The following is a 17,496-nucleotide window of genomic DNA, read 5'->3' as shown; positions in this document are numbered from 1 at the left end:
GAATCAGGAGGAAAATCTGTGGAGCAGTACGAACTCGAGGCCATCGAGCGCCTCACCACCCGCACACCGCGCGACTATCGCACCATCGAGGTCCGCACGCTGACACCGATTATCGGGGCGGAGGTCTCCGGTGTCGATCTGTCGCAGCGGCTTTCGGACGAGCAGCTCGATGAGATCAGGACCGCGTTCCTGGATCATCACGTGCTGGTGTTCCGGGATCAGATCATCTCGCAGGAGGATCACAAGCGCTTCGCCGGGCACTTCGGCGAGCTGCGGCCGGTGAATCCGCCGCCCCCGCAGGGTGATCCGTATGTTCTCGAGATCAGCACCAGCGCCGAGGCCGCCAATGTGGCGGGCAACGGCTGGCATGCCGACGGCACCGACGACGCCGAGCCCTCGCTCGGCTCCATGCTCTACATCACCCGGATCCCGGAGGCGGGCAGCGGCGGCGACACGCTGTTCGCCAATATGCATCTCGCCTACGACATGCTGTCCCCGGCCATGCGCCAATTCCTCGACGGGCTCACCGCCATCCACGACGGCCACATCGCGTGGCGCGGCCACACCCCGCCGGAGGGCTACGTCATCCCCCGCACCGAACATCCGCTGGTGGTCCGCCATCCCGAGACCGACCGCAAGATCCTCTACGTGAACCCCGCCTACACCGAATCCATCCCGCAGCTGTCCGCCGACGAGAGCCGCGCCCTGCTGGACATGTTGTTCCGGATGGTCCCCAATCGGGCCCTGCTGTCGTGCCGCGTCCACTGGACCCCGAATACCTTGGTCTTCTGGGACAACCGCTGCGTCCAGCACCACGCGACCTACGACTACTACCCGCACACCCGCTACGGGCAGCGCGTCGCCATCAACGGCGGGCCGCTGAAGGGCTGACGCGGTCGGGCATCGATGTAGTGTCCGAGGCATGAGCCATCCCATCCGGATCGGCGCCAAGCTGGTGCCGCAGGGTACGTCGATCGCGGCATTGCGCGCCTTCTGGCGGCTGGCCGACGAGTCGGGTTTCGATCACCTGTGGGTGTACGACCATCTCGCCGGGGCGGGCAATGCCGCCATCGCCACACCCGAGCCCGCCATCGATGTATTCGACGGCTGGACATTGCTGGCGACGATGGCATCGGAGACCCGGCACGCGCGCCTCGGCTGCATGGTGACGGCGAATTCGTTCCGCCACCCCGGCATACTTGCGAAGATCGCCACCACCGTCGATCACCTCTCACACGGCCGCTTGGAGTTCGGAATCGGCACCGGCTGGGGCGAATACGAGCACACCATGTTCGCCCTCCCGCTGGAACCACCCCGCGAACGCATCGAAAAACTCGACGAGGCCCTGCGCGTCATCACCGCACTGTGGTCCCCCGAGGTCTACTCGACCTTCCACGGCAACCACTACCACCTCACCGCAGCCGTCCACTCCCCCAAGCCATTTCAGCAGCCGAGACCCCCGATCTGGCTGGGCGGCACGGGCGAGAAGCGCATGCTCAAGCTCGTCGCCGAGCACGCGGACGTCTGGAACATCGTCGACAAGGCAGGCCCCCAGGAGGGCGCCCGCCTCTCCGGCGTCCTGGACCGCTGGTGCGCAGACGTCGGCCGCGACCCCCACCAGATCCGCCGCTCGGTCCAACTCAAGCCGGACCCGAAACGAGTAGCCGCATCCATCACACCCTGGCTCGAATCAGGCTTCACCGAAATCATCCTCTTCATCGCCCCAGACCAACCCCTCACCGACTTGGAACAGATCGCCGAACAGCTACCGGCCCTGCGTAGCTGAAAGATTTCCTCGTCCTGTCGGATGGTCGTCCGACCCCGAGGGTTTCCGGCACCCCGGGAACGGGCCATGCGGTGGGTCTGTTCGCCCAGGACGACAGAACCCGCGAGGCGGTCTCGGAGGACCGCCTCCCACGCCATGCCCAGAAACCCCAGCAAGGACTGACGGTCGGATCAGGGTGCGGGCTGACCGTGATCCGGCGACTGCAAGTAACGTAGCGCGCCGTGCAGCGGGTGATGCTCCACCGAGACAGGTGCGCCGGAGTCGGACCAGGTGATCAGCTGGTACAGGTTCTGGTCGTCGACCGCCGCTATCCGGGACAGGTAGGCGAGAACGATATCGCGGTGCCGGTCGAAGATCGCCAGGCTCGTTGCACTCGCCCGGCGCTCCCTGACCCATTCCTGGAACGCGTCGGCGTCTCTGGGGAGTTCGAAGTCGCGCCGCTTGCCGCCGAATCGTGTGCGGACGTAGGCGAATCGTGTCATCGGCGACGCCGCCGTCCGTGCTTGCGCCGGGGTGCCGCGACGGGCCACAAGCACGCCCACAGCGCCACCAGCGCCGGTAACCCGACCGCTACCGCCATCCCGGTCCGATCCCACGAGGTCATCAGTTGACCTCGCGAATCAGGCTGTCGGCCAACGTCTTCGCGTCGTCCACGTCCCGGGCCGACATGCCCCGCACCATCCGGCCATCGGGCAGGCACAGCCCCACACCGCACGCGGACGCGGTCGCGAAGATCCGCACGACCCCGGTGCCGATCGGCTTGCACAGGAACCACTCGCCCTGCGCGTCGCCCTCGAGCTGCCAGCCGTCGCCGACGTGTTCGGGCCCGATCGGGCCGAGCCGAACACTGTCCCCGCCGCTCATTTCGCAAACCTCCGCTGCTTTACAGCCCAAACATGTTGTCCCCGTTGCGTTATCGACCAGCGAGCCTGATACGGCGCATGCACGATCAGGCCCCGCGCCGATAGCTGCCTGATCGCACGCCGGACTGACCAGCTGGTCAGCTGGGCCTGTACGGTGATCTGATTCGCCGAGAGCAGTCCGCCGGGCGCGAGCACGCCCAGCACTGCGGATTCTGCGGCCATTGCCGTTTCCCATCCCGGTACGCTCCTTGGTTCCGCCGAAGGGATGGGCGCTCGCCACCGAGGTGCCGGGAATCGGGTGGTCCGGTGCATCAACCCGGAGGCGAGGCCCACGCCCTAACACTCGCCGGATTCGGGCACGTGATCGACTGCGTCTCGTTGGGAAAGCAATGGGAACGTAGTGGGAAGAATGCCGACGCACAACCCATGGGTCACTATGGTGAGACCAGGTCCAGAAGAGAGGGCTCTACGCCGTGGCAGAGCGCAACGAGCTGCTGATCGAGGCCCGGTCACGTGTGGAGTCGCCTGGAACGCCTGGGCGGCCGATGACGCGCCAGGAACTGGCCGACGCCGTCAACGACCACGTATTTCGCGCCACAAGCAGGCGCGGAGCCGTCGATGAACGACACGTCGGCAAATGGGAACGGGGCGAAACGACGTGGCCGCGAAAGCATTACCGGGCGGCCCTTCGCGCGGTGTTGAACGTAGCCACGGACGCCGAGCTGGGGTTCACCAAGGATCGGCAGTCAACGGATGACGAGGACGTGAACCGAAAGCAATTCCTGAAGACCACGCTCATGATGAGCGCGGCCGTGCTGACGAATGCGGCACCGACCGAAACCGAGCTACTGGACACGATGGCGGGACCGACCGCGAGCTACCGCCGCATGGAGTCGTCGGTGCCGTCCGATCGCCTCTCGCCAGCCGTCGAGGCGCATCTGAGTCTCGTGTCCAGCGTCGTGCGCGACCGTCTCCGCACCGCCAGCGGCTATCGCACCCTGTCGGAGGTGGCCGGGCTCGCTGCGTGGCTGGCCGCCGATCGCGGCGACGACGCAGCCGCGCGCCAGCGATACAGCGACGCCATTACCTACGCTGAGCGCACACATCATCCGCTGTTGGTTTCCTACATGACCGCCAGCCTCGGCCACTACGCCGTCGAAACGGGCGACGCCCGCGCCGGACTCGCACTACTGCATACCGCGTCAGCCCAGATGGGACAGGACGCGCCGGACAGTGCGACAGCATGGTTATCGTCCCTACTGGCCGTCGCATACGCAGCGACCGGTGACCGCAAGGCCGCCCTGTCCGCGCTCGGCCACGCCGAGCGGCTCGCCAACCGACAACGAGGCGAACCGCAGTGGCCGTGGGTATTCGCGTTCGACGGTGCCAAAGCTGCCCGGTATCAGGCCAGCACACTCGGCAGGCTTGGCGACCATCGAGCCGCCCGCAGCGCGTTCGACGCCGCAACTCCGGCGCTTGGTGCCGACAAGCCCCGCGCACTCGCCCAAGTCGAGCACGCCCATGTCCTAGCTCGTAGTGGCGATATCGGGGGCGGATGCGCGTTGGCGGCCGAGGCACTGCGCGTCGGGCTGAAGTTGCGCAGTGAGCGAATCACGCGGGTAGCCCGAGCATTCCGGGCAAGCCTGCCGACACGGACCGCCGAGGCGAGGCCGTTGGACACTGCCCTGGCCACTCTGTACAAACGGGACGGACGATGACCCGCATTGCTATTACGGGACACCGGGGCCTGTCGAAGGGCACGACAGTACTGATCGACAAAGCTCTGCGGGCCGAACTGGCCAAGCGCGACACCAATCTCATTGGGCTGAGTTGCATCGCCGATGGTGCCGACGCCCTGTTCGCCCGCGCAGTTCTCGATTGCGGCGGAATGCTTATCGCAATCATTCCCGCGCGCCAATACCGCGACGGACTTCCGGCCGAGCACCACGCCACCTATGACGAACTCGTGGCCGCCGCGTCGGATGTGATCCAGCTGGACTACGACGAATCAACCTCGCAGGCACACCAGGCGGGTAGCGAACGCATGCTCGAGGCAGCCGACGAACTGTTCGCGGTGTGGGACGGTAAACCAGCGCGCGGGTACGGCGGCACCGCCGATGTGGTGGCCGTAGCACAGCATCGAGGGATACCGGTGACGGTGGTATGGCCGGAAGGCGCACGCAGGGATTGACCCACCGCTGAGGAGTGCGTATGAGATGTGACCGCCCCACCATCCCGGCATGCTTCCGCCCCGTCATCCCGGGGTGCTTTTGGACGGGATCCATCGTAACCCGCTGCGTACCAGTAGATTCCGGCCAAAAGCGTGCCGGAGTGACGGGGCTGTAACGACATCGCGTCACCTCAGTCGCTCGCGGCAGTCCGAGATAGGTTGCGGTGCAGGATCACGGAGTTCGGGAGGCCGGGGCCGGGGCGGTGGCGTTGGTGATGGCTTGGTCGAGGTCTTCCGGGAGTAGGAAGCGGTGGTCGACCAGGTTTTGGGCGGCGGTGCGGATTGCGGTGTGGTTTGGTGGGGTGGTGGTCGGGAGGCGGCTGCCCAGTAGTTCGTAGAGGACGTCGGGCAGGCCGTCGATGTGGACGCGGGGGTTCCAGCCGGTGTAGGCGGCTGTTTCTGCGGCGAGGGTGGGGAGGCGGATGCCTGCGGTTTCGTTGCCGTGGTCGTCGATGTTCGAGACGAGGGCGATGAGGGGGTCGCCGAGTTCCAGTGGCCAGTGGGTATTTTCGGGGTCGATGACCGGGGTCCACGGTAGGTGCTCGGGGGCGGGTAGGGCGGCGGCGGGGAAGAGGGTGCGGATTCGGGCGAGAACGTGGGCGCGGGTGGTGGCGGTGCCGTCGGCTCGGCGGGGGACCTGGCTGGGTTCGGGGGCGCGGCCGTCGCAGACCCACTGTTCGAGTTGGGTGAACAGCGCGCGCAGGACGAGGGTGGGGTCCAGGTCGTGCGCGGGGTTGGCGATCGGCATGAGCTTCTTCAGTTCCGGGGCCGGGCCGATGTGGTCGGTGCCGGAGATCAGGTGGGCGCGGGCGTCGGGGTCCTCGGGGAGGTCGGCTCCGGTGCGGGGGTCCTGGTGGATCAGTGCGGCGTCGCCGCGCCAATACTCCCAGGAGCTGTTGACGAACATGATCTTCGGGGTGCCGCCGAGCGCGCGCTGGCGCGCCAGCAGCGCCGTGGTGTCCAGGGGCACACCGTAGGCGGGAGTCAACGGATGGGTCAGCGACGGTTGCCCGAAGCGCTGATTGAACTCTCCCCGCCGTGCGCTGGCGATCTGGCTGAACACGCCGTCGAACACCTGCGCGCCCGCTTCGTCGACATTGAGGCCCTCGAACAGTAACTGCCGCAACGCCCTTCCGCACTGCGACACCCCGGAGGCGAACACGTACTCGTGCTCGCCACGCAGGTGCGCACCGAAGTCCCGCACCGCCAGCAGCCCGGTTCCGACGACGGGCGCAAACGCCGATCGGTACACCAGCCGGTACCAGTGGAAGGCCCGGAAGCCGCCGTCGACCGCGAAGCCGGTCGGGCCGGTGAACCGCCACGCGGACCGGGGTATCGGCTGCGCCGGTCCCATGGGTGTGGTGCGGACGGTGAGGGTGGCGTCGGGGTCGTGCACGTCGGCGGTCGGGTACTCGGTGAAGTCGGCCAGCGGCCCGGAGTCGCTCAGCGCGTGCTCGGCCTGGTCGACATCCGGCCGGAACTCCACCCGCATCCAGCCGGGCTGCACGTCCGCGACCGGTGCGGTCAGTCCCAGCGCTCCCGTCGATCGCAGGATGTCCCACTGCCAGCCGCACCAGGCGATGGTCCAGCCGCGGCGCAACAGGAAACCGTCGCCCGGGGACGGCACGGCGGCCAGGTCGAACGGCGGCGCGGACTGCGATTCGAACGGAAGACCCAGGGTCATACCGCGATTCGGCAGCACGAGCAGTGCGCGGCCGTTGCCGCCGGTAACGGGGCGCAGCAGACGGACGTCGGCGTCGAATCGGACGCGCCCGCCGGCGCCGCGCGGGGCCCGATCGAGATCGACGATGCGAGCATTGGCCGAGACGGTGGGATCGACGGCGAACTCCGCAGTGGCCGTGACCCATTCGTAGGGGTAGCCCTCGTACGGCGCTGTCGACTGGATGGTCAGAGAATCAAGCACAATGCCCCTCTCGTCAGTCACTGACATTACCAAGCGTCAGTAACCAAGTCGTGCACCCGTGAAGCGCTGGGCGTGCGACGGTGCCCAGGCCGGATCGCCGCTGCGGGCGAAATCCACCCACGCCCCGGTGCATGCAGGCGGCAAGCGCGGCGGGAGGTTCGGCGGGGCCGAGCAGGCCGTGGAGGCCGCGCAGCGCGCGCACCTGCGGCAGCTCACCGCCCAGCGTCCCCGTACGCGGCGCACGCCGCCACCGGAACGGCTCAGCTCGCTGATGCGCTCGTTCGGCAGCGCGCCCGCGATGGTCCTCGGCCGACGGACCGACGTTCTGGCCTGGAACGCGCTGGGGCATGCGCTGCTGGCCGGGCACATCGACGCGACCGCACCCGGCCGTCGCGCGGATCGCCCGAATCTGGCGCGAATGCTGTTCCTGGACTCCCACATTCGCGACCTGTATGTGGACTGGCATCGCAAGGCCCGCGCCGTGGTCGGCAATCTCTGCGTCGTCGCCGGGCGGCATCCCGACGACGGGCGGCTGGCCGCGCTCATCGGCGAGCTGTCCATGAAGAGCCCGGAGTTCACGGTGCTGTGGAGCGATCATCGGGTCGCGCCGTGCGAGGCCGACGAGTACGAGTTTCGTCATCCGCTGGTGGGCACGGTGACGGTGACCCAGCACATCCTCACGGTGGCTCGCTCGCCGGAGCAGTCCGTGGTCGTCGCCACCACCGCCGAAGGATCCGGTTCCGAGCACGCGATCACCGATCATCGAGGACAACAGCGTCGATCACGGCCAGGATCGGGCAGCGATCGAGGCCGTCATCGCGACCGTCGAGACCGCGTACAACACCAACGACGCCGACCTGATAGTCCAGGATGTCGCGCGCTACCAGGCCACCCGAGCGATCACCGCCGACGGCGAGCCCATCGATATCGAACCGGCCATGGTCGCCCTCTACGTCCTGACCAAGGTAAACGGCCGCTGGTGGATCGCGGCCCGGCAGAACACGCCGGTGCCCCGGGGGTGATTGTGCATTTGATGGCGGCCTAGTTACAGTAAATTCAGCTGGAGTGCTGGCTGCTGCATCAAAGCTGTTTGGCGAAGAATACGCGACTGTACCCCTCCTCTGTGGCGCGATGCGTTTCGACATAGCCGTGGCGTGGATAGTAGTCTATATTTTCAGTCATTGCTTCGTTGGTGTAGAGCCGGATTTCGGAGAGGTCGTGTTCACGTGCATGCATCTCAGCGAAGGCTAGTAACTGTGCGCCAATGCCGGTGCCCTGCACTTCCGGTGACACTGCGACATTGTTGAGTAGCAGATGGTCGGGCTCGACCTCGAGAACCAGCAGGCCCACAATGCTACCGCATTGTTCGGCTACCCAGACATTCCCCAGGCTGATGAGGTACCCGTAGTCTTCCATCATAGGCGCCGGTTCCCTACCTATACGGTCGACATAATGTGCATAGGCTGTGCGCGCCAGCTCGGAGAGCGCTTCGGAATCGGTCGAACGTGCCGATCTGATGGTCGCCATCTTTTCAGCCTACTAAGGCAATGCCGCAGTACGGAAGGACTTCAGTTAATTCGGTATCTCACATATTTGAAGCGCCGAGAAGGGTGCCAATCAATTTTCGAGTCATAGGTACGGAGACCACGTTCGTCGAGAGATTCCGTTATCCGACCGGTGGGTAGATGGCTCGGGCGAGGTCGAGGGTGAGTTGGGTGCAGGCGCGGGTGGCGGCGGTGCGGTACGCGCCGGTGCGGGTGAGGAGGGCGGCGGTCCTGGTGGGCAGGGGTGGATCGAGTTCGAGAGGGATGAGGGCGGGGTGGTTGTGGGTGATGACGTCGGGCAGGACGGTGGCCAGTGGGGTGCGTTGGACGATTTCGATGAGGGCCTGGATCGAGTTGGCTTCCAGGGCGATTCGCGGCGTGATGCGGTGGTCGGCGAAGTGGGCGTCGATGTGGGTGCGGGTGATGAAGTCGGGGGTGAGCAGGGCGAGGGGGTGGTGTTCGAGGGTGCGGGCGGGGATTGGTCGGGTGGGGTCGAGGGCGAGGGGTGCGCCGGTACCGACGACCAGGCGCAGGGTTTCGGCGAACAGAGTGGTGGCGGTGATGCCGTGCGAGTGCGGGGCGTCGAAGGCGATGCCGAGGTCCAATTCGTCTGCCAAGAGCGCGGATTCGAGGCGTTCCTGGCTGGTTTCGCGGACGGTGACGGTGATGCCAGGGTAGCGGCGGCGAAGTTCGGCGGTGAGGGGGCCGACGAGGTAGGCGGTGAAGGTGGGGGTGACGGCCAGCCGCAGGTGACCCCGGGACAGATCATTGACATCGTGGACGGCGCGCTCCCCGGCCGCGAGTTCGCGCAATGCTCGCGCGGCGTGCTCGAGGTAGGCGCGCCCGGCGTCGGTGAGGCGGACCGACCGCCCGCCGCGGTCGAGTAGTTGCGCGCCCAGCGCGCGCTCGAGCTGGCGGATCTGCTGGGACAGGGTCGGTTGCGAGATGTGCAGGTCTTCGGCGGCACGGGTGAAGTTCCCGTGCTCGACGACGGCCTGCAGGTAGCGGAGGTGACGGAGTTCCGGCAGCACGGAGACAACTATAGGCGAGTCCAATGGATGCGATCCGAACTACGTCTTGGACTCTATACCTGCTGGTGATGCATGGTTGATTCGTCAGACCGCGACGGTCTGCGAGGAAAGGACAGCGACCATGCACGACCTGGCCGAGGGCATCGCACAGTTCCGGCGCGAGGTGTTTACGGCGAAATCGGATCTGTTCGCACACCTGGCCGCGACGCACACGCCGGATACGTTGTTCATCGGGTGCTCGGATGCGCGCGTCGTCCCGGAGTTGATCACCAGTAGCGAACCCGGCGAGCTGTTCGTGATCCGTACCGCCGGAAATCTGGTGCCCGCCTACGGTTCCGGTGCGGACGCGGTGGCGGCGAGTATCGAATATGCCGTGGCCGTGCTCGAGGTGGCGCGAATCGTGGTGTGCGGGCATTCGGCGTGCGGGGCGATGACCGCCCTCGCGCAGGGCCACGATCTGACCGCGGTGCCGATGGTCGCCGAGTGGCTGCATCATGCCGACGCCGCCCGCGCTCGCGTCGCCGATAATGCAGTGGGACAACTGATTCGGCGCAATGTCGTGGCGCAGCTGACCAACCTCGCCACCCATCCGTCGGTCGCGCGGCGGCTGGCCGACCACAGCCTGACCCTGCACGGCTGGGTCTTCGACATCCCCACCGGCGCGGTCGAGGAACTGCCCGCCGATATCGCCGCAGTCGCCCGCCATCGAAAGGAAATCCGCTGATGATCCACGCTCAGTTCGACCCCGCCGCCCGCCAGGCGCTCGCCGCGACCGCGGTGGCCGCCAAGACTCGAAAGGACCTGTCCTGGCAGCAGATTGCCGATAGCACCGGGCTGTCGGTCGCGTTCGTGACCGCGGCCGTGCTCGGCCAGCATGCCCTGCCGGAGTCCGCCGCGCGGGCGGTGGGTGAGCTGCTGGAGCTCGACGAGGAGGCCGTGCTGCTGTTGCAAACCATTCCCACTCGCGGCTCGATCCCCGGCGGCATTCCGACCGATCCGACCATCTACCGGTTCTACGAGATGCTTCAGGTCTACGGCACCACGCTGAAGGCATTGGTGCACGAGCAGTTCGGCGACGGGATCATCAGCGCCATCAACTTCAAGCTCGATGTCAAGAAGGTCGCCGATCCGGAGGGTGGTGAGCGTGCGGTGATCACACTCGACGGAAAGTACCTGCCCACCAAACCTTTCTGAGTGCAAGGAAACCCGCACTACACCGACGACCGCCCTGGCGGCAGCGCCGCCTCCCGATGCGCTACGCCGAGCACGACGACGCCGTCGAGGTCTATCGCTTCTGGGAGCAGACCAATACCCGGTGAGGTGTCACCGCTCCCACAGTCGCCACGTGGCGAGGTTGTCGTCGTAGGCGCGGACGCGGTAGGCGGCGTCTCGCAGGTGGCGGCCTGCCGTCAGTTCGTAGAACAGCAGCAGGGTGGCCAGCAGTGCCGTGGGGCCGTCCGGTGCGTTGTCGGGTGCGAAATAGCTGCTGGCTCCGGCGTCCAGAAATGCTTGCGCCAGTGCGGGTTTCCCGGTTTCGCACCCGGTGCAGATCACGGCGCTGTCGGGGAGGCGCAGGTGTTTGCGGACCCGCTTGGGGCCGAGCCTGCCGGTGAAGGGCTGCTGGTCGGCGATCGGTCCGCCGAGCGCGGGTAGCAGGATCCGACCGTTGTCACCGTGGCAGGCGACGATCACGTACGGAGCGATGGGGCGATCGCCGCCCAGCACGGCGATCACATGGCGGGGCTGCCCGATCGGGTGGTAGTTGACCCGAACTCCGAGCTCCTCCAACGCGCCCCGTAACGGCCGTGCCGAGCTGTCGTCGACATCGAGCAGATCCACCTCGGTCCAGGCAACCTTGCCGCCGACTATGTCCTCGATACGCGAACTCGACACCACCCCGACATTACCGAGGGCCGCCGACAACAACTCTCAGCGAACCTCGCCCTCGAGCACATCGCAGCGCCATGCCGTCAGCCGCTCGTCCAGCGTGCCCTGGCCGTCCAGGACGTGTCGGGTGAAGGCATTTCGTTCGTGCGCCAGGACCGCCGCCTCCCACACGCACGGGGCCAGACCCGATCGCCCGGGCCGCAGCTGCGCGGGATCACCGGGCGGGCCGATGAATACAGCGAGGTCGGACATGTACGCCTCGATCCAGGTATGCACCAGAACGTAATCACCGTCGGCGCCGGCATGGACGAGCAATACGGCAAGACCGACCGAACCCCGCAGATGCCCCGACGACAAATGATCACCCGCGACCCGCAGCGCGGCCCGCACATCGTGGTCGACCACCCGCCGCCCCGGCGCCTCGATCACATAGGGCTTCACCAAATGCCCGGCGACCGAACCACTCTCCAGCGGCCGCACCATCCGCGCATGATATTGATCGGCCAAGGCCATCAGATTCTTCGGGTCGAAACCGGTCACAGCCAGCCCGAGCTGAGACCCTCCACTGTCGGTCATACGACCATAATGCCTGGGTCGGGATCACGTTGTGCGCGGTACGTCGTCGGAGCACGACATATCGGACCGAGGTGGACGGCATAGAGGCAACCTGGGGGCTCCACCACCCATCCGGGATCTCAATCATCAAGGTGCACAACACCTCCGAGGTTCGCCCCCCTTTGCGGAGTTCACTGTCGACCACGCTCGCACCGCAACCACCTGCATCCGGCCAGGCCGGTAGGTTGTCGGGATGCGGGCGCGTCGGCGGGATCTTGTTGTTACCGAGGGAGTTCTCGGCCATCGGCAGCGGCGGACCTATACGGTTGTGCGGCCGCGGGTTGTGCGGGCGGGGGCGCCGATGGTTGTGGTGTTGCATGGGCTTCGCGACAGCTTCGAGTCGACGCGGCGGTGTGCGGGCGGGACGTTCGATCGGTTCGCTGAGGGCGGGGCCGTCGTCGTCTATCCCGATGGTGTGGACCGGGAATGGAATTCGGCGCGGAAGGCGGTGATGTTTTCTCGGCGGGTCAAAAGTGTTGACGATGTCGGGTTTCTGCGGGTGTTGAGTGAACGCCTTGTCGGCGAGTGGTCGTTGGATCCGCGGCGGGTTTTCGCGGTCGGCTTCTCGCTCGGTGGGCAGATGGCGATTCGGATGGTGTGTGATGCACCCGATTTGCTGGCGGGCGTGGCCTTGATTTCGACTACCCTTCCCGCACCGAGCAATCGGGTGTGCAGCGATCTGCCGCCGATTCCCTTGCCGGTACTCGCCTTTCACGGTACCGCCGATACTCTCGCGCCGTGGGGTGGTGGGACGGTCGGGTTTCGGGTCTCGCCGCGGCAGCGGCGGGCCTGGTTCGGGAAGGGACCGCACGAATCGGTGCCCGACACGCTCGAATGGTTCGCCGCCCGCAATGGGATCGAGGCGGTGCCGACCGTCGAGTGGGTTCGTACCGGTAGCGGCTGGGCCGCGCGGACAGATTATCGGCAGAATGGATGTCCGCCGGTGACCGGCTACACGATAATCGGTGGCGGGCATGAGATTCCGGGCCCGCGCTGGCGTCGGCTGCTGCCGAATACCACGGTCGGGGGCGGGCTCGTCGCGGCCGATGTGATCGCTCGGTTCTTCGATCTGAACGCTTCCGAGTGACCAGACTGCGGGATGGCTTATGACGAGGCTCGGGTGAGGGATTCCCCCAAAGTTTCGGCGAGGTGGGACCAGATGGCGGGCGCTCGGGTCGGGTCATCGGCGGTGGCGGATCGGACTGCGGCGCGGAGGCGGGCGGAGGGATAGGTTTCGGTGTAGGCGGTGGTGCTTCCCGCGCTGAAAGCGCGGGCGAGCGCTCGGGCGTGGGCCTTCGCATTGGCGGTGGCGTGGACTCGGGCGTTGGCCGTGGTGTTGAGTTCGGCGTAGCTGTCGCCGTATCGGCGGGCCTCGTCGTCGGGGTAGCCGTGGGAGGCGGCGTATGCGCTCGCGGCCGTGGCGGCGGTGGTGTAGGCCCGCGTGTACGGGTAGGCGTGTTCGAAGATCTCGCGGAGTGCGGGTTCCAGGGCTGTGTACCAGGCGTCCTCGGTGAGGGCCTCCCCTGCCAGGGCGCGAATGTGCATGGCCTGCACGGCTTCTTGCGCCGAGGATCCACCGCGGGTGGCGCTTGCCTCGATCAACATCGGACCGAGCGCCCTTGTGTACCAGTCGTGCACGACCCGCAGGGATGGTGCGGTGTGGCAGTCGGAGATCTCGAAGCTCCCCGTTTCGGTACGGATGGTCTCGACAATGCGATGGAGCCAGGTAGGTGCCGCCGTCGATATCGATGCCGGGTCAGCAGTCACTTGTCGCGCACCTTCCTTCCAGAACAGGCCCGTGTCAGGGTAACCGACGGTCGCCCGGATTCCCGGCGCAGGTGGGCGGGCTGCGCCGAGGTCCGTCACTCCTCCCGATGTGCGGCCGAAAACCGGGGCGGCACCGGTGAATCCCCCGGACGGCGCAGCGAGCGGGCCCAGGCCGGGGGTAGGTTGCCCCATACCGTGACGACTCCGGTGCCGTATCGGTTCTGATAATCGTCCAGGATTCGCTCCACCTCCCGATGGCGCGCGGTCTCGGCCCGAGACGACACCAGCCGTCGCGCGACACTCGTTCCCCGATAGGCGAAATAGGTCAGCGCACCACCGGGGCGCAGCAGCTCCAGGTATCGGCTCATAATCGTATCAACCTGTGCGGGTGGGAAATTCGTGAACGGTAGGCCGGAAATGATGGCGTCGTAACAGCACTCGCCCGGTATCTCCTCGGCGCGCTTGTGCAGCACTCGAATCCGGTCGTCCGCATCGGCGTGCGCGCCCACCAGCCCGCGAAGTCGCTCCACGAAACACGCGTTGGCCTCCACGACGTCGAGTTGATCGTCCGGCCCCAGGAGCGTCAGCAGTTCCCGGGTGATCGGGCCGGTGCCCGCGCCGACCTCGAGCACGGTCACCGGTTGTCGACTCGCCCGCACCGGTTCGGTCAGGGCCCAGGCCAGCGCCCGGCTGCTCGGCGCGACAGCCCCGGTGGTCCGAAAGTCGCGGAACGCTTCGAGCAGGAACATACGCCGCCCGGTGCCGCGCGTGAACGACCGGCCGCTGCTGGAACTCTTGGTTGCGATCATGCCGGAAACGCTAGGAAGCATTGCGCCCCAGCAAATCCGCCGCGACGCTACGGTCGGCTCCGACGAAAGTAGGGGGTCGCGGGTGGCGAAAGTCGGCGGCGGACCGGGCCCGGCCCACCTAGGATCGGCCGATGATCAGCATGCTGCACCGGATCAGGGCCCGATACGGACGCCTCGTCGTGGTCGTCGTGGTGACCGTGACCGCCGTGCACAATGCCGCGTTCTCCGACTCCGTCGGGTACCTGTCGCTGCGATCGGCTATCGCGCTGCTGTGCGGCGCCACGCTGTTGCTGCGCCGCTATCGGCCGGTGGCGCTGGCGGCAACCGTTGCCGCGACGGGTGTGTGGGGCTGGCCGATGAGTCTGCCATTGCTGGTAGCGCTGTTCGACGCCGCTGTGGCCGGGCGGATCGCGCTCGCGGTCGGGGCGGTGGCGGTGGCGCTGGCCGCCAATGCGGTGACGCATCCGACCATGCCCCTGGCCGCCACCCAGCAGTACGGCTCGATGCTGTTCCCGATGCTGGCGGTGGTGGGCGGGCTGTGGGCGGGTAGCCGGCGGCGGCTCATCGAATCGCTGGCCGAGCAGGTCGAGCACCTGCGGGTCGAGCGCGAGCTCCGCGAATGCGCGGCCCGCCAGGCCGAGCGAACCGCCATTGCCGCGGAAATGCACGATGTGCTCGCCCATCGGCTGAGCCTGGTCGCCCTGCACGCGGGCGTGCTGGCGACCCGCGCCGAGACCCTCCCCGACCCGCTCGCCGACCGCCTGATGCTGCTTCGCACCGCCGCTACCGCCGCCCTCACCGATCTGCGCGATGTCCTCGGCGCCCTCCGTGACCCCGAAACCCATGCTCCCGCAGCGCCTCCCGCGCCGGTACTGCGCGATATCGATGACCTGATCGCGCAGGCCCGGACTGCGGGCCAGCATGTCACGACCGAGGTCACGGGCTGCGCGGACGATGCTCCGGCCGCCCACCGCCTCGCCGTCTTCCGGATCGTCCAGGAGGGCCTGTCCAATGTTCGCAAACACGGCACCGACATTCGGGCGCATGTGCGGATCGGTTACGGTCCACCCGCTACGGTCGTGGAGGTGAGCAACACTGCTGCGGATCACATCGCCCCCTCCCCCATGCGGATTCCCTCGGCCCCTCCGGGATTCGGTCTCGTGGGCCTGCGAGAGCGTGTCGAGGCGCTCGGTGGGCGGCTGGAGGCCGGGCCGGACGGTCGGGAGACCTGGGTCCTTCGCGCCTATCTTCCGCAGGATTCCGGCCAAAAGCATGCCGGAATGACGGATGGGGAACAGGCCGGAACGACGGGCGATGAAACCGGCGGCGGCCCTTCGTGATTCGGGTCCTTATTGTCGACGACGATGCGTTGGTTCGGCTCGGGCTGGCGGATCTCATCGATGGCGATCCGGGTCTCGAGGTCGCGGCGCAGGCCGGGGACGGGCTCCAGGCCGTCGAGAAGGCCACCGCGCATCGTATCGATATCGCCCTGGTGGATATTCGGATGCCGCGCATGGACGGCATCGCGGCCACCGCGCGCCTGCGGGCGCTGCCGCATCCGCCACGGGTCATTGCACTCACCACCTTCGATCTCGACGAATACGTCTACGACGCGCTTGCGGCGGGAGCGGACGGTTTCCTGCTCAAGGACACCGATCCCGCCGAGATCCTGCGTGCGGTCCATCTGGTCGCCGCCGGGTCGGCCATGCTGCATCCGGCGGCCGCCCGGCGAGTGATCGACCGCTTCCACCGCGGCGGCGGCCCCGGCGCATCCGCGGCGCGCACCCGACTCGAACGCCTCACACCCCGCGAACGCGAGGTGCTGGCCCTGGTCGGCGACGGCGCCACCAATGCCGAGATCGCCCGGGCGCTGGGCATGCGCGAGAGCACGGTCAAGGCCCACGTGAGCCGCGTCCTCACCGCCCTCGAGGTCGGAAACCGAGTCCAGGCAGCGCTTTTGGCACGCGACGCGGGCCTCACCGGGTGAGACCTCGCCCAGGTCAAGCGCTGGCACCGGAGCAAACGACGCCTTCGCTTTATCCAGCGACGGAAGAGTTTTCGGCGTCCGCAGGGATAAGACGATAGGAGCCCTCGGCGCGGATCACACGGCCTGCCGTGGGCGACGGGAAGTGGCTGCCGAGTAGCAGGGTTTCGGTGTCTGCGAGGGACTCCAGTAGGGCGTGCCGGGTGGCCACCGCGCGAGCGGGGTCGATATCGATGCAGCTGACAATGTCGGGGTGGGCGAGTTGGATCGGGTGGTGGACGCAGTCGCCGGTGATCAGCGCCTCGGCGCCGCCGTCGCCGACCTACACCGCGACCTGGCCCGGTGTGTGCCCGGGCGTGGGGAGCAGTCGCAGCCCGGGGGCGATGTCGATGCCCGCCGAAGGAACGTCGATCAGGTCGAGCAGTCCCGCGTCCTCGATGGGGTGGACCGAGTCCCGGAACATCTGTTTGCGCGGTGCGTCCATGTCGTAACCCGCCCAGAACTCGCGTTCGGCGCGTGATGTTACGTAGCGGGCGTTCGGAAATGTGGGCACCCAGGTGTCGGCGACCGCGTGCGTGTTCCATCCGACGTGGTCGGCGTGCAGGTGGGTCATGATCACCAGATCGACCGACTCGGGGGCGAATCCGATCGCCGACAGGCGCTCGAGGTAGTCGCTGCGGAGGTTGTGCCACGCCGGGTTGGCTCGCGTCTTGCCGTTGCCGATGCCGGTGTCGACCAGGACGCGCAGACCGGACGTCTCGATCGCGAAGGTATGGCTCGAAAGGCGCAGCGCCCCTTCGGCATCGGCGAAGTCCGGATGAAGCCACCGCTGACCCGCGACGACATCCGCCGTGGCAGCCGGGAGCAGCCAGAAACCGGTGGGCGGGGGCAGCAGCGCCTCGTCTACGCGATGGACGGTGAGGCCACCCAGACGCCAGGCGGTACCGGTGCGGGGGCGGGTCGGGATCGGCATGACAACCTCCATACACTAACGCGAATAATTTGCCTTAAGCCACGGTACGGCCCGCCGTCGCTTAAAGCAAGTACTTTGCGTTA

Annotated in this window: 20 protein-coding genes; 10 read left to right on the top strand and 10 right to left on the bottom strand. The window is 67.2% G+C overall.

The window, feature by feature from the left end; all coding sequences use genetic code 11:
• Positions 1-18 precede the first annotated feature (18 nt).
• Together HPY32_RS35470 and HPY32_RS35465 are read left to right on the top strand one after the other, a co-directional pair.
• Complete coding sequence (locus HPY32_RS35470; RefSeq protein WP_067589100.1) at positions 19-891, top strand: TauD/TfdA dioxygenase family protein; 873 nt, start codon at positions 19-21, stop codon at positions 889-891.
• Positions 892-922: 31 nt separating this feature from the next.
• A complete protein-coding gene (locus tag HPY32_RS35465) occupies positions 923-1,786 on the top strand; it encodes a TIGR03560 family F420-dependent LLM class oxidoreductase (protein WP_067589102.1) in 864 nt (287 codons plus the stop codon).
• Between the two features lie 170 nt (positions 1,787-1,956).
• On the opposite strand, the gene HPY32_RS35460 is transcribed toward HPY32_RS35465, so the two are convergent.
• Together HPY32_RS35460 and HPY32_RS35455 are read right to left on the bottom strand one after the other, a co-directional pair.
• On the bottom strand, positions 1,957-2,328 hold the full coding sequence (locus tag HPY32_RS35460) for a hypothetical protein (RefSeq protein WP_156674512.1): 372 nt from the start codon (positions 2,326-2,328) through the stop codon (positions 1,957-1,959).
• 61 nt (positions 2,329-2,389) lie between these two features.
• The gene (locus tag HPY32_RS35455) at positions 2,390-2,650 is read right to left on the bottom strand and encodes a hypothetical protein (protein WP_067589106.1); all 261 of its coding nucleotides are present in this window, start codon (positions 2,648-2,650) and stop codon (positions 2,390-2,392) included.
• A 472-nt stretch (positions 2,651-3,122) separates the two neighbouring features.
• On the opposite strand from HPY32_RS35455, the gene HPY32_RS35450 reads away from it, so the two are divergent.
• Entirely contained in the window at positions 3,123-4,367 is a 1,245-nt protein-coding gene (locus tag HPY32_RS35450; protein WP_197696530.1) for an NsdA family TPR-like regulatory protein, read from the top strand.
• Positions 4,364-4,840: a hypothetical protein gene (locus tag HPY32_RS35445; RefSeq protein ID WP_171983209.1), complete on the top strand. Its 477-nt coding sequence runs from the start codon at positions 4,364-4,366 to the stop codon at positions 4,838-4,840. Before HPY32_RS35450 ends, HPY32_RS35445 begins: the two co-directional genes overlap by 4 nt.
• A 211-nt stretch (positions 4,841-5,051) precedes the next feature.
• On the opposite strand, the gene HPY32_RS35440 is transcribed toward HPY32_RS35445, so the two are convergent.
• Positions 5,052-6,803 carry an alpha/beta hydrolase domain-containing protein gene (locus HPY32_RS35440; protein ID WP_231951668.1) on the bottom strand — a complete coding sequence of 584 codons (1,752 nt, stop codon included), beginning with the start codon at positions 6,801-6,803 and terminating at the stop codon, positions 5,052-5,054.
• A 58-nt stretch (positions 6,804-6,861) separates the two neighbouring features.
• Here HPY32_RS35440 and HPY32_RS45180 point away from each other — a divergent pair, with 58 nt between their 5' ends.
• Positions 6,862-7,848, top strand: a complete 987-nt coding sequence (locus HPY32_RS45180; RefSeq protein WP_067589111.1) for an MmyB family transcriptional regulator — start codon at positions 6,862-6,864, stop codon at positions 7,846-7,848.
• Between the two features lie 35 nt (positions 7,849-7,883).
• Here the strand turns inward: HPY32_RS45180 and HPY32_RS35430 are convergent, their stop codons facing one another.
• The gene (locus HPY32_RS35430; RefSeq protein ID WP_067589113.1) at positions 7,884-8,330 is read right to left on the bottom strand and encodes a GNAT family N-acetyltransferase; all 447 of its coding nucleotides are present in this window, start codon (positions 8,328-8,330) and stop codon (positions 7,884-7,886) included.
• A gap of 139 nt (positions 8,331-8,469) precedes the next feature.
• Positions 8,470-9,375: a transcriptional regulator CynR gene (cynR, locus tag HPY32_RS35425; protein ID WP_197696632.1), complete on the bottom strand. Its 906-nt coding sequence runs from the start codon at positions 9,373-9,375 to the stop codon at positions 8,470-8,472.
• Between the two features lie 124 nt (positions 9,376-9,499).
• Here cynR and HPY32_RS35420 point away from each other — a divergent pair, with 124 nt between their 5' ends.
• Both HPY32_RS35420 and cynS read left to right on the top strand, forming a co-directional pair.
• Complete coding sequence (locus HPY32_RS35420) at positions 9,500-10,102, top strand: carbonic anhydrase (RefSeq protein WP_067589117.1); 603 nt, start codon at positions 9,500-9,502, stop codon at positions 10,100-10,102.
• Positions 10,102-10,572, top strand: a complete 471-nt coding sequence (gene cynS / locus HPY32_RS35415; RefSeq protein ID WP_067589119.1) for a cyanase — start codon at positions 10,102-10,104, stop codon at positions 10,570-10,572. Before HPY32_RS35420 ends, cynS begins: the two co-directional genes overlap by 1 nt.
• A 129-nt stretch (positions 10,573-10,701) precedes the next feature.
• On the opposite strand, the gene HPY32_RS35410 is transcribed toward cynS, so the two are convergent.
• Both HPY32_RS35410 and HPY32_RS35405 read right to left on the bottom strand, forming a co-directional pair.
• Entirely contained in the window at positions 10,702-11,271 is a 570-nt protein-coding gene (locus tag HPY32_RS35410) for a hypothetical protein (RefSeq protein ID WP_067595910.1), read from the bottom strand.
• Between the two features lie 36 nt (positions 11,272-11,307).
• Entirely contained in the window at positions 11,308-11,841 is a 534-nt protein-coding gene (locus tag HPY32_RS35405; protein WP_067589120.1) for a hypothetical protein, read from the bottom strand.
• Between the two features lie 340 nt (positions 11,842-12,181).
• On the opposite strand from HPY32_RS35405, the gene HPY32_RS35400 reads away from it, so the two are divergent.
• Positions 12,182-12,967: a CE1 family esterase gene (locus HPY32_RS35400; RefSeq protein ID WP_171983208.1), complete on the top strand. Its 786-nt coding sequence runs from the start codon at positions 12,182-12,184 to the stop codon at positions 12,965-12,967.
• A gap of 17 nt (positions 12,968-12,984) precedes the next feature.
• Here HPY32_RS35400 and HPY32_RS35395 read toward each other — a convergent pair whose 3' ends face one another.
• Entirely contained in the window at positions 12,985-13,485 is a 501-nt protein-coding gene (locus HPY32_RS35395; RefSeq protein ID WP_067589124.1) for a hypothetical protein, read from the bottom strand.
• A 257-nt stretch (positions 13,486-13,742) separates the two neighbouring features.
• Complete coding sequence (locus HPY32_RS35390; RefSeq protein ID WP_067589126.1) at positions 13,743-14,456, bottom strand: class I SAM-dependent methyltransferase; 714 nt, start codon at positions 14,454-14,456, stop codon at positions 13,743-13,745.
• A 131-nt stretch (positions 14,457-14,587) separates the two neighbouring features.
• Between HPY32_RS35390 and HPY32_RS35385 the strand changes: the two genes are divergently transcribed.
• Positions 14,588-15,796: a sensor histidine kinase gene (locus HPY32_RS35385; RefSeq protein WP_156674514.1), complete on the top strand. Its 1,209-nt coding sequence runs from the start codon at positions 14,588-14,590 to the stop codon at positions 15,794-15,796.
• Positions 15,793-16,443 (top strand): response regulator, encoded by a 651-nt coding sequence (locus tag HPY32_RS35380; RefSeq protein WP_067589128.1) that lies wholly within the window; start codon positions 15,793-15,795, stop codon positions 16,441-16,443. The genes HPY32_RS35385 and HPY32_RS35380 overlap by 4 nt, the downstream gene beginning before the upstream one ends.
• A gap of 319 nt (positions 16,444-16,762) precedes the next feature.
• On the opposite strand, the gene HPY32_RS35375 is transcribed toward HPY32_RS35380, so the two are convergent.
• On the bottom strand, positions 16,763-17,413 hold the full coding sequence (locus tag HPY32_RS35375; RefSeq protein WP_216676636.1) for an MBL fold metallo-hydrolase: 651 nt from the start codon (positions 17,411-17,413) through the stop codon (positions 16,763-16,765).
• Positions 17,414-17,496 lie beyond the last annotated feature (83 nt).

The organism is Nocardia terpenica, assembly GCF_013186535.1.
GTDB classification, from domain to species: domain Bacteria; phylum Actinomycetota; class Actinomycetes; order Mycobacteriales; family Mycobacteriaceae; genus Nocardia; species Nocardia terpenica.
The sequence above is the reverse complement of the archived record's forward strand: the minus strand, read 5'-3'. Positions and strand labels throughout refer to the sequence as shown.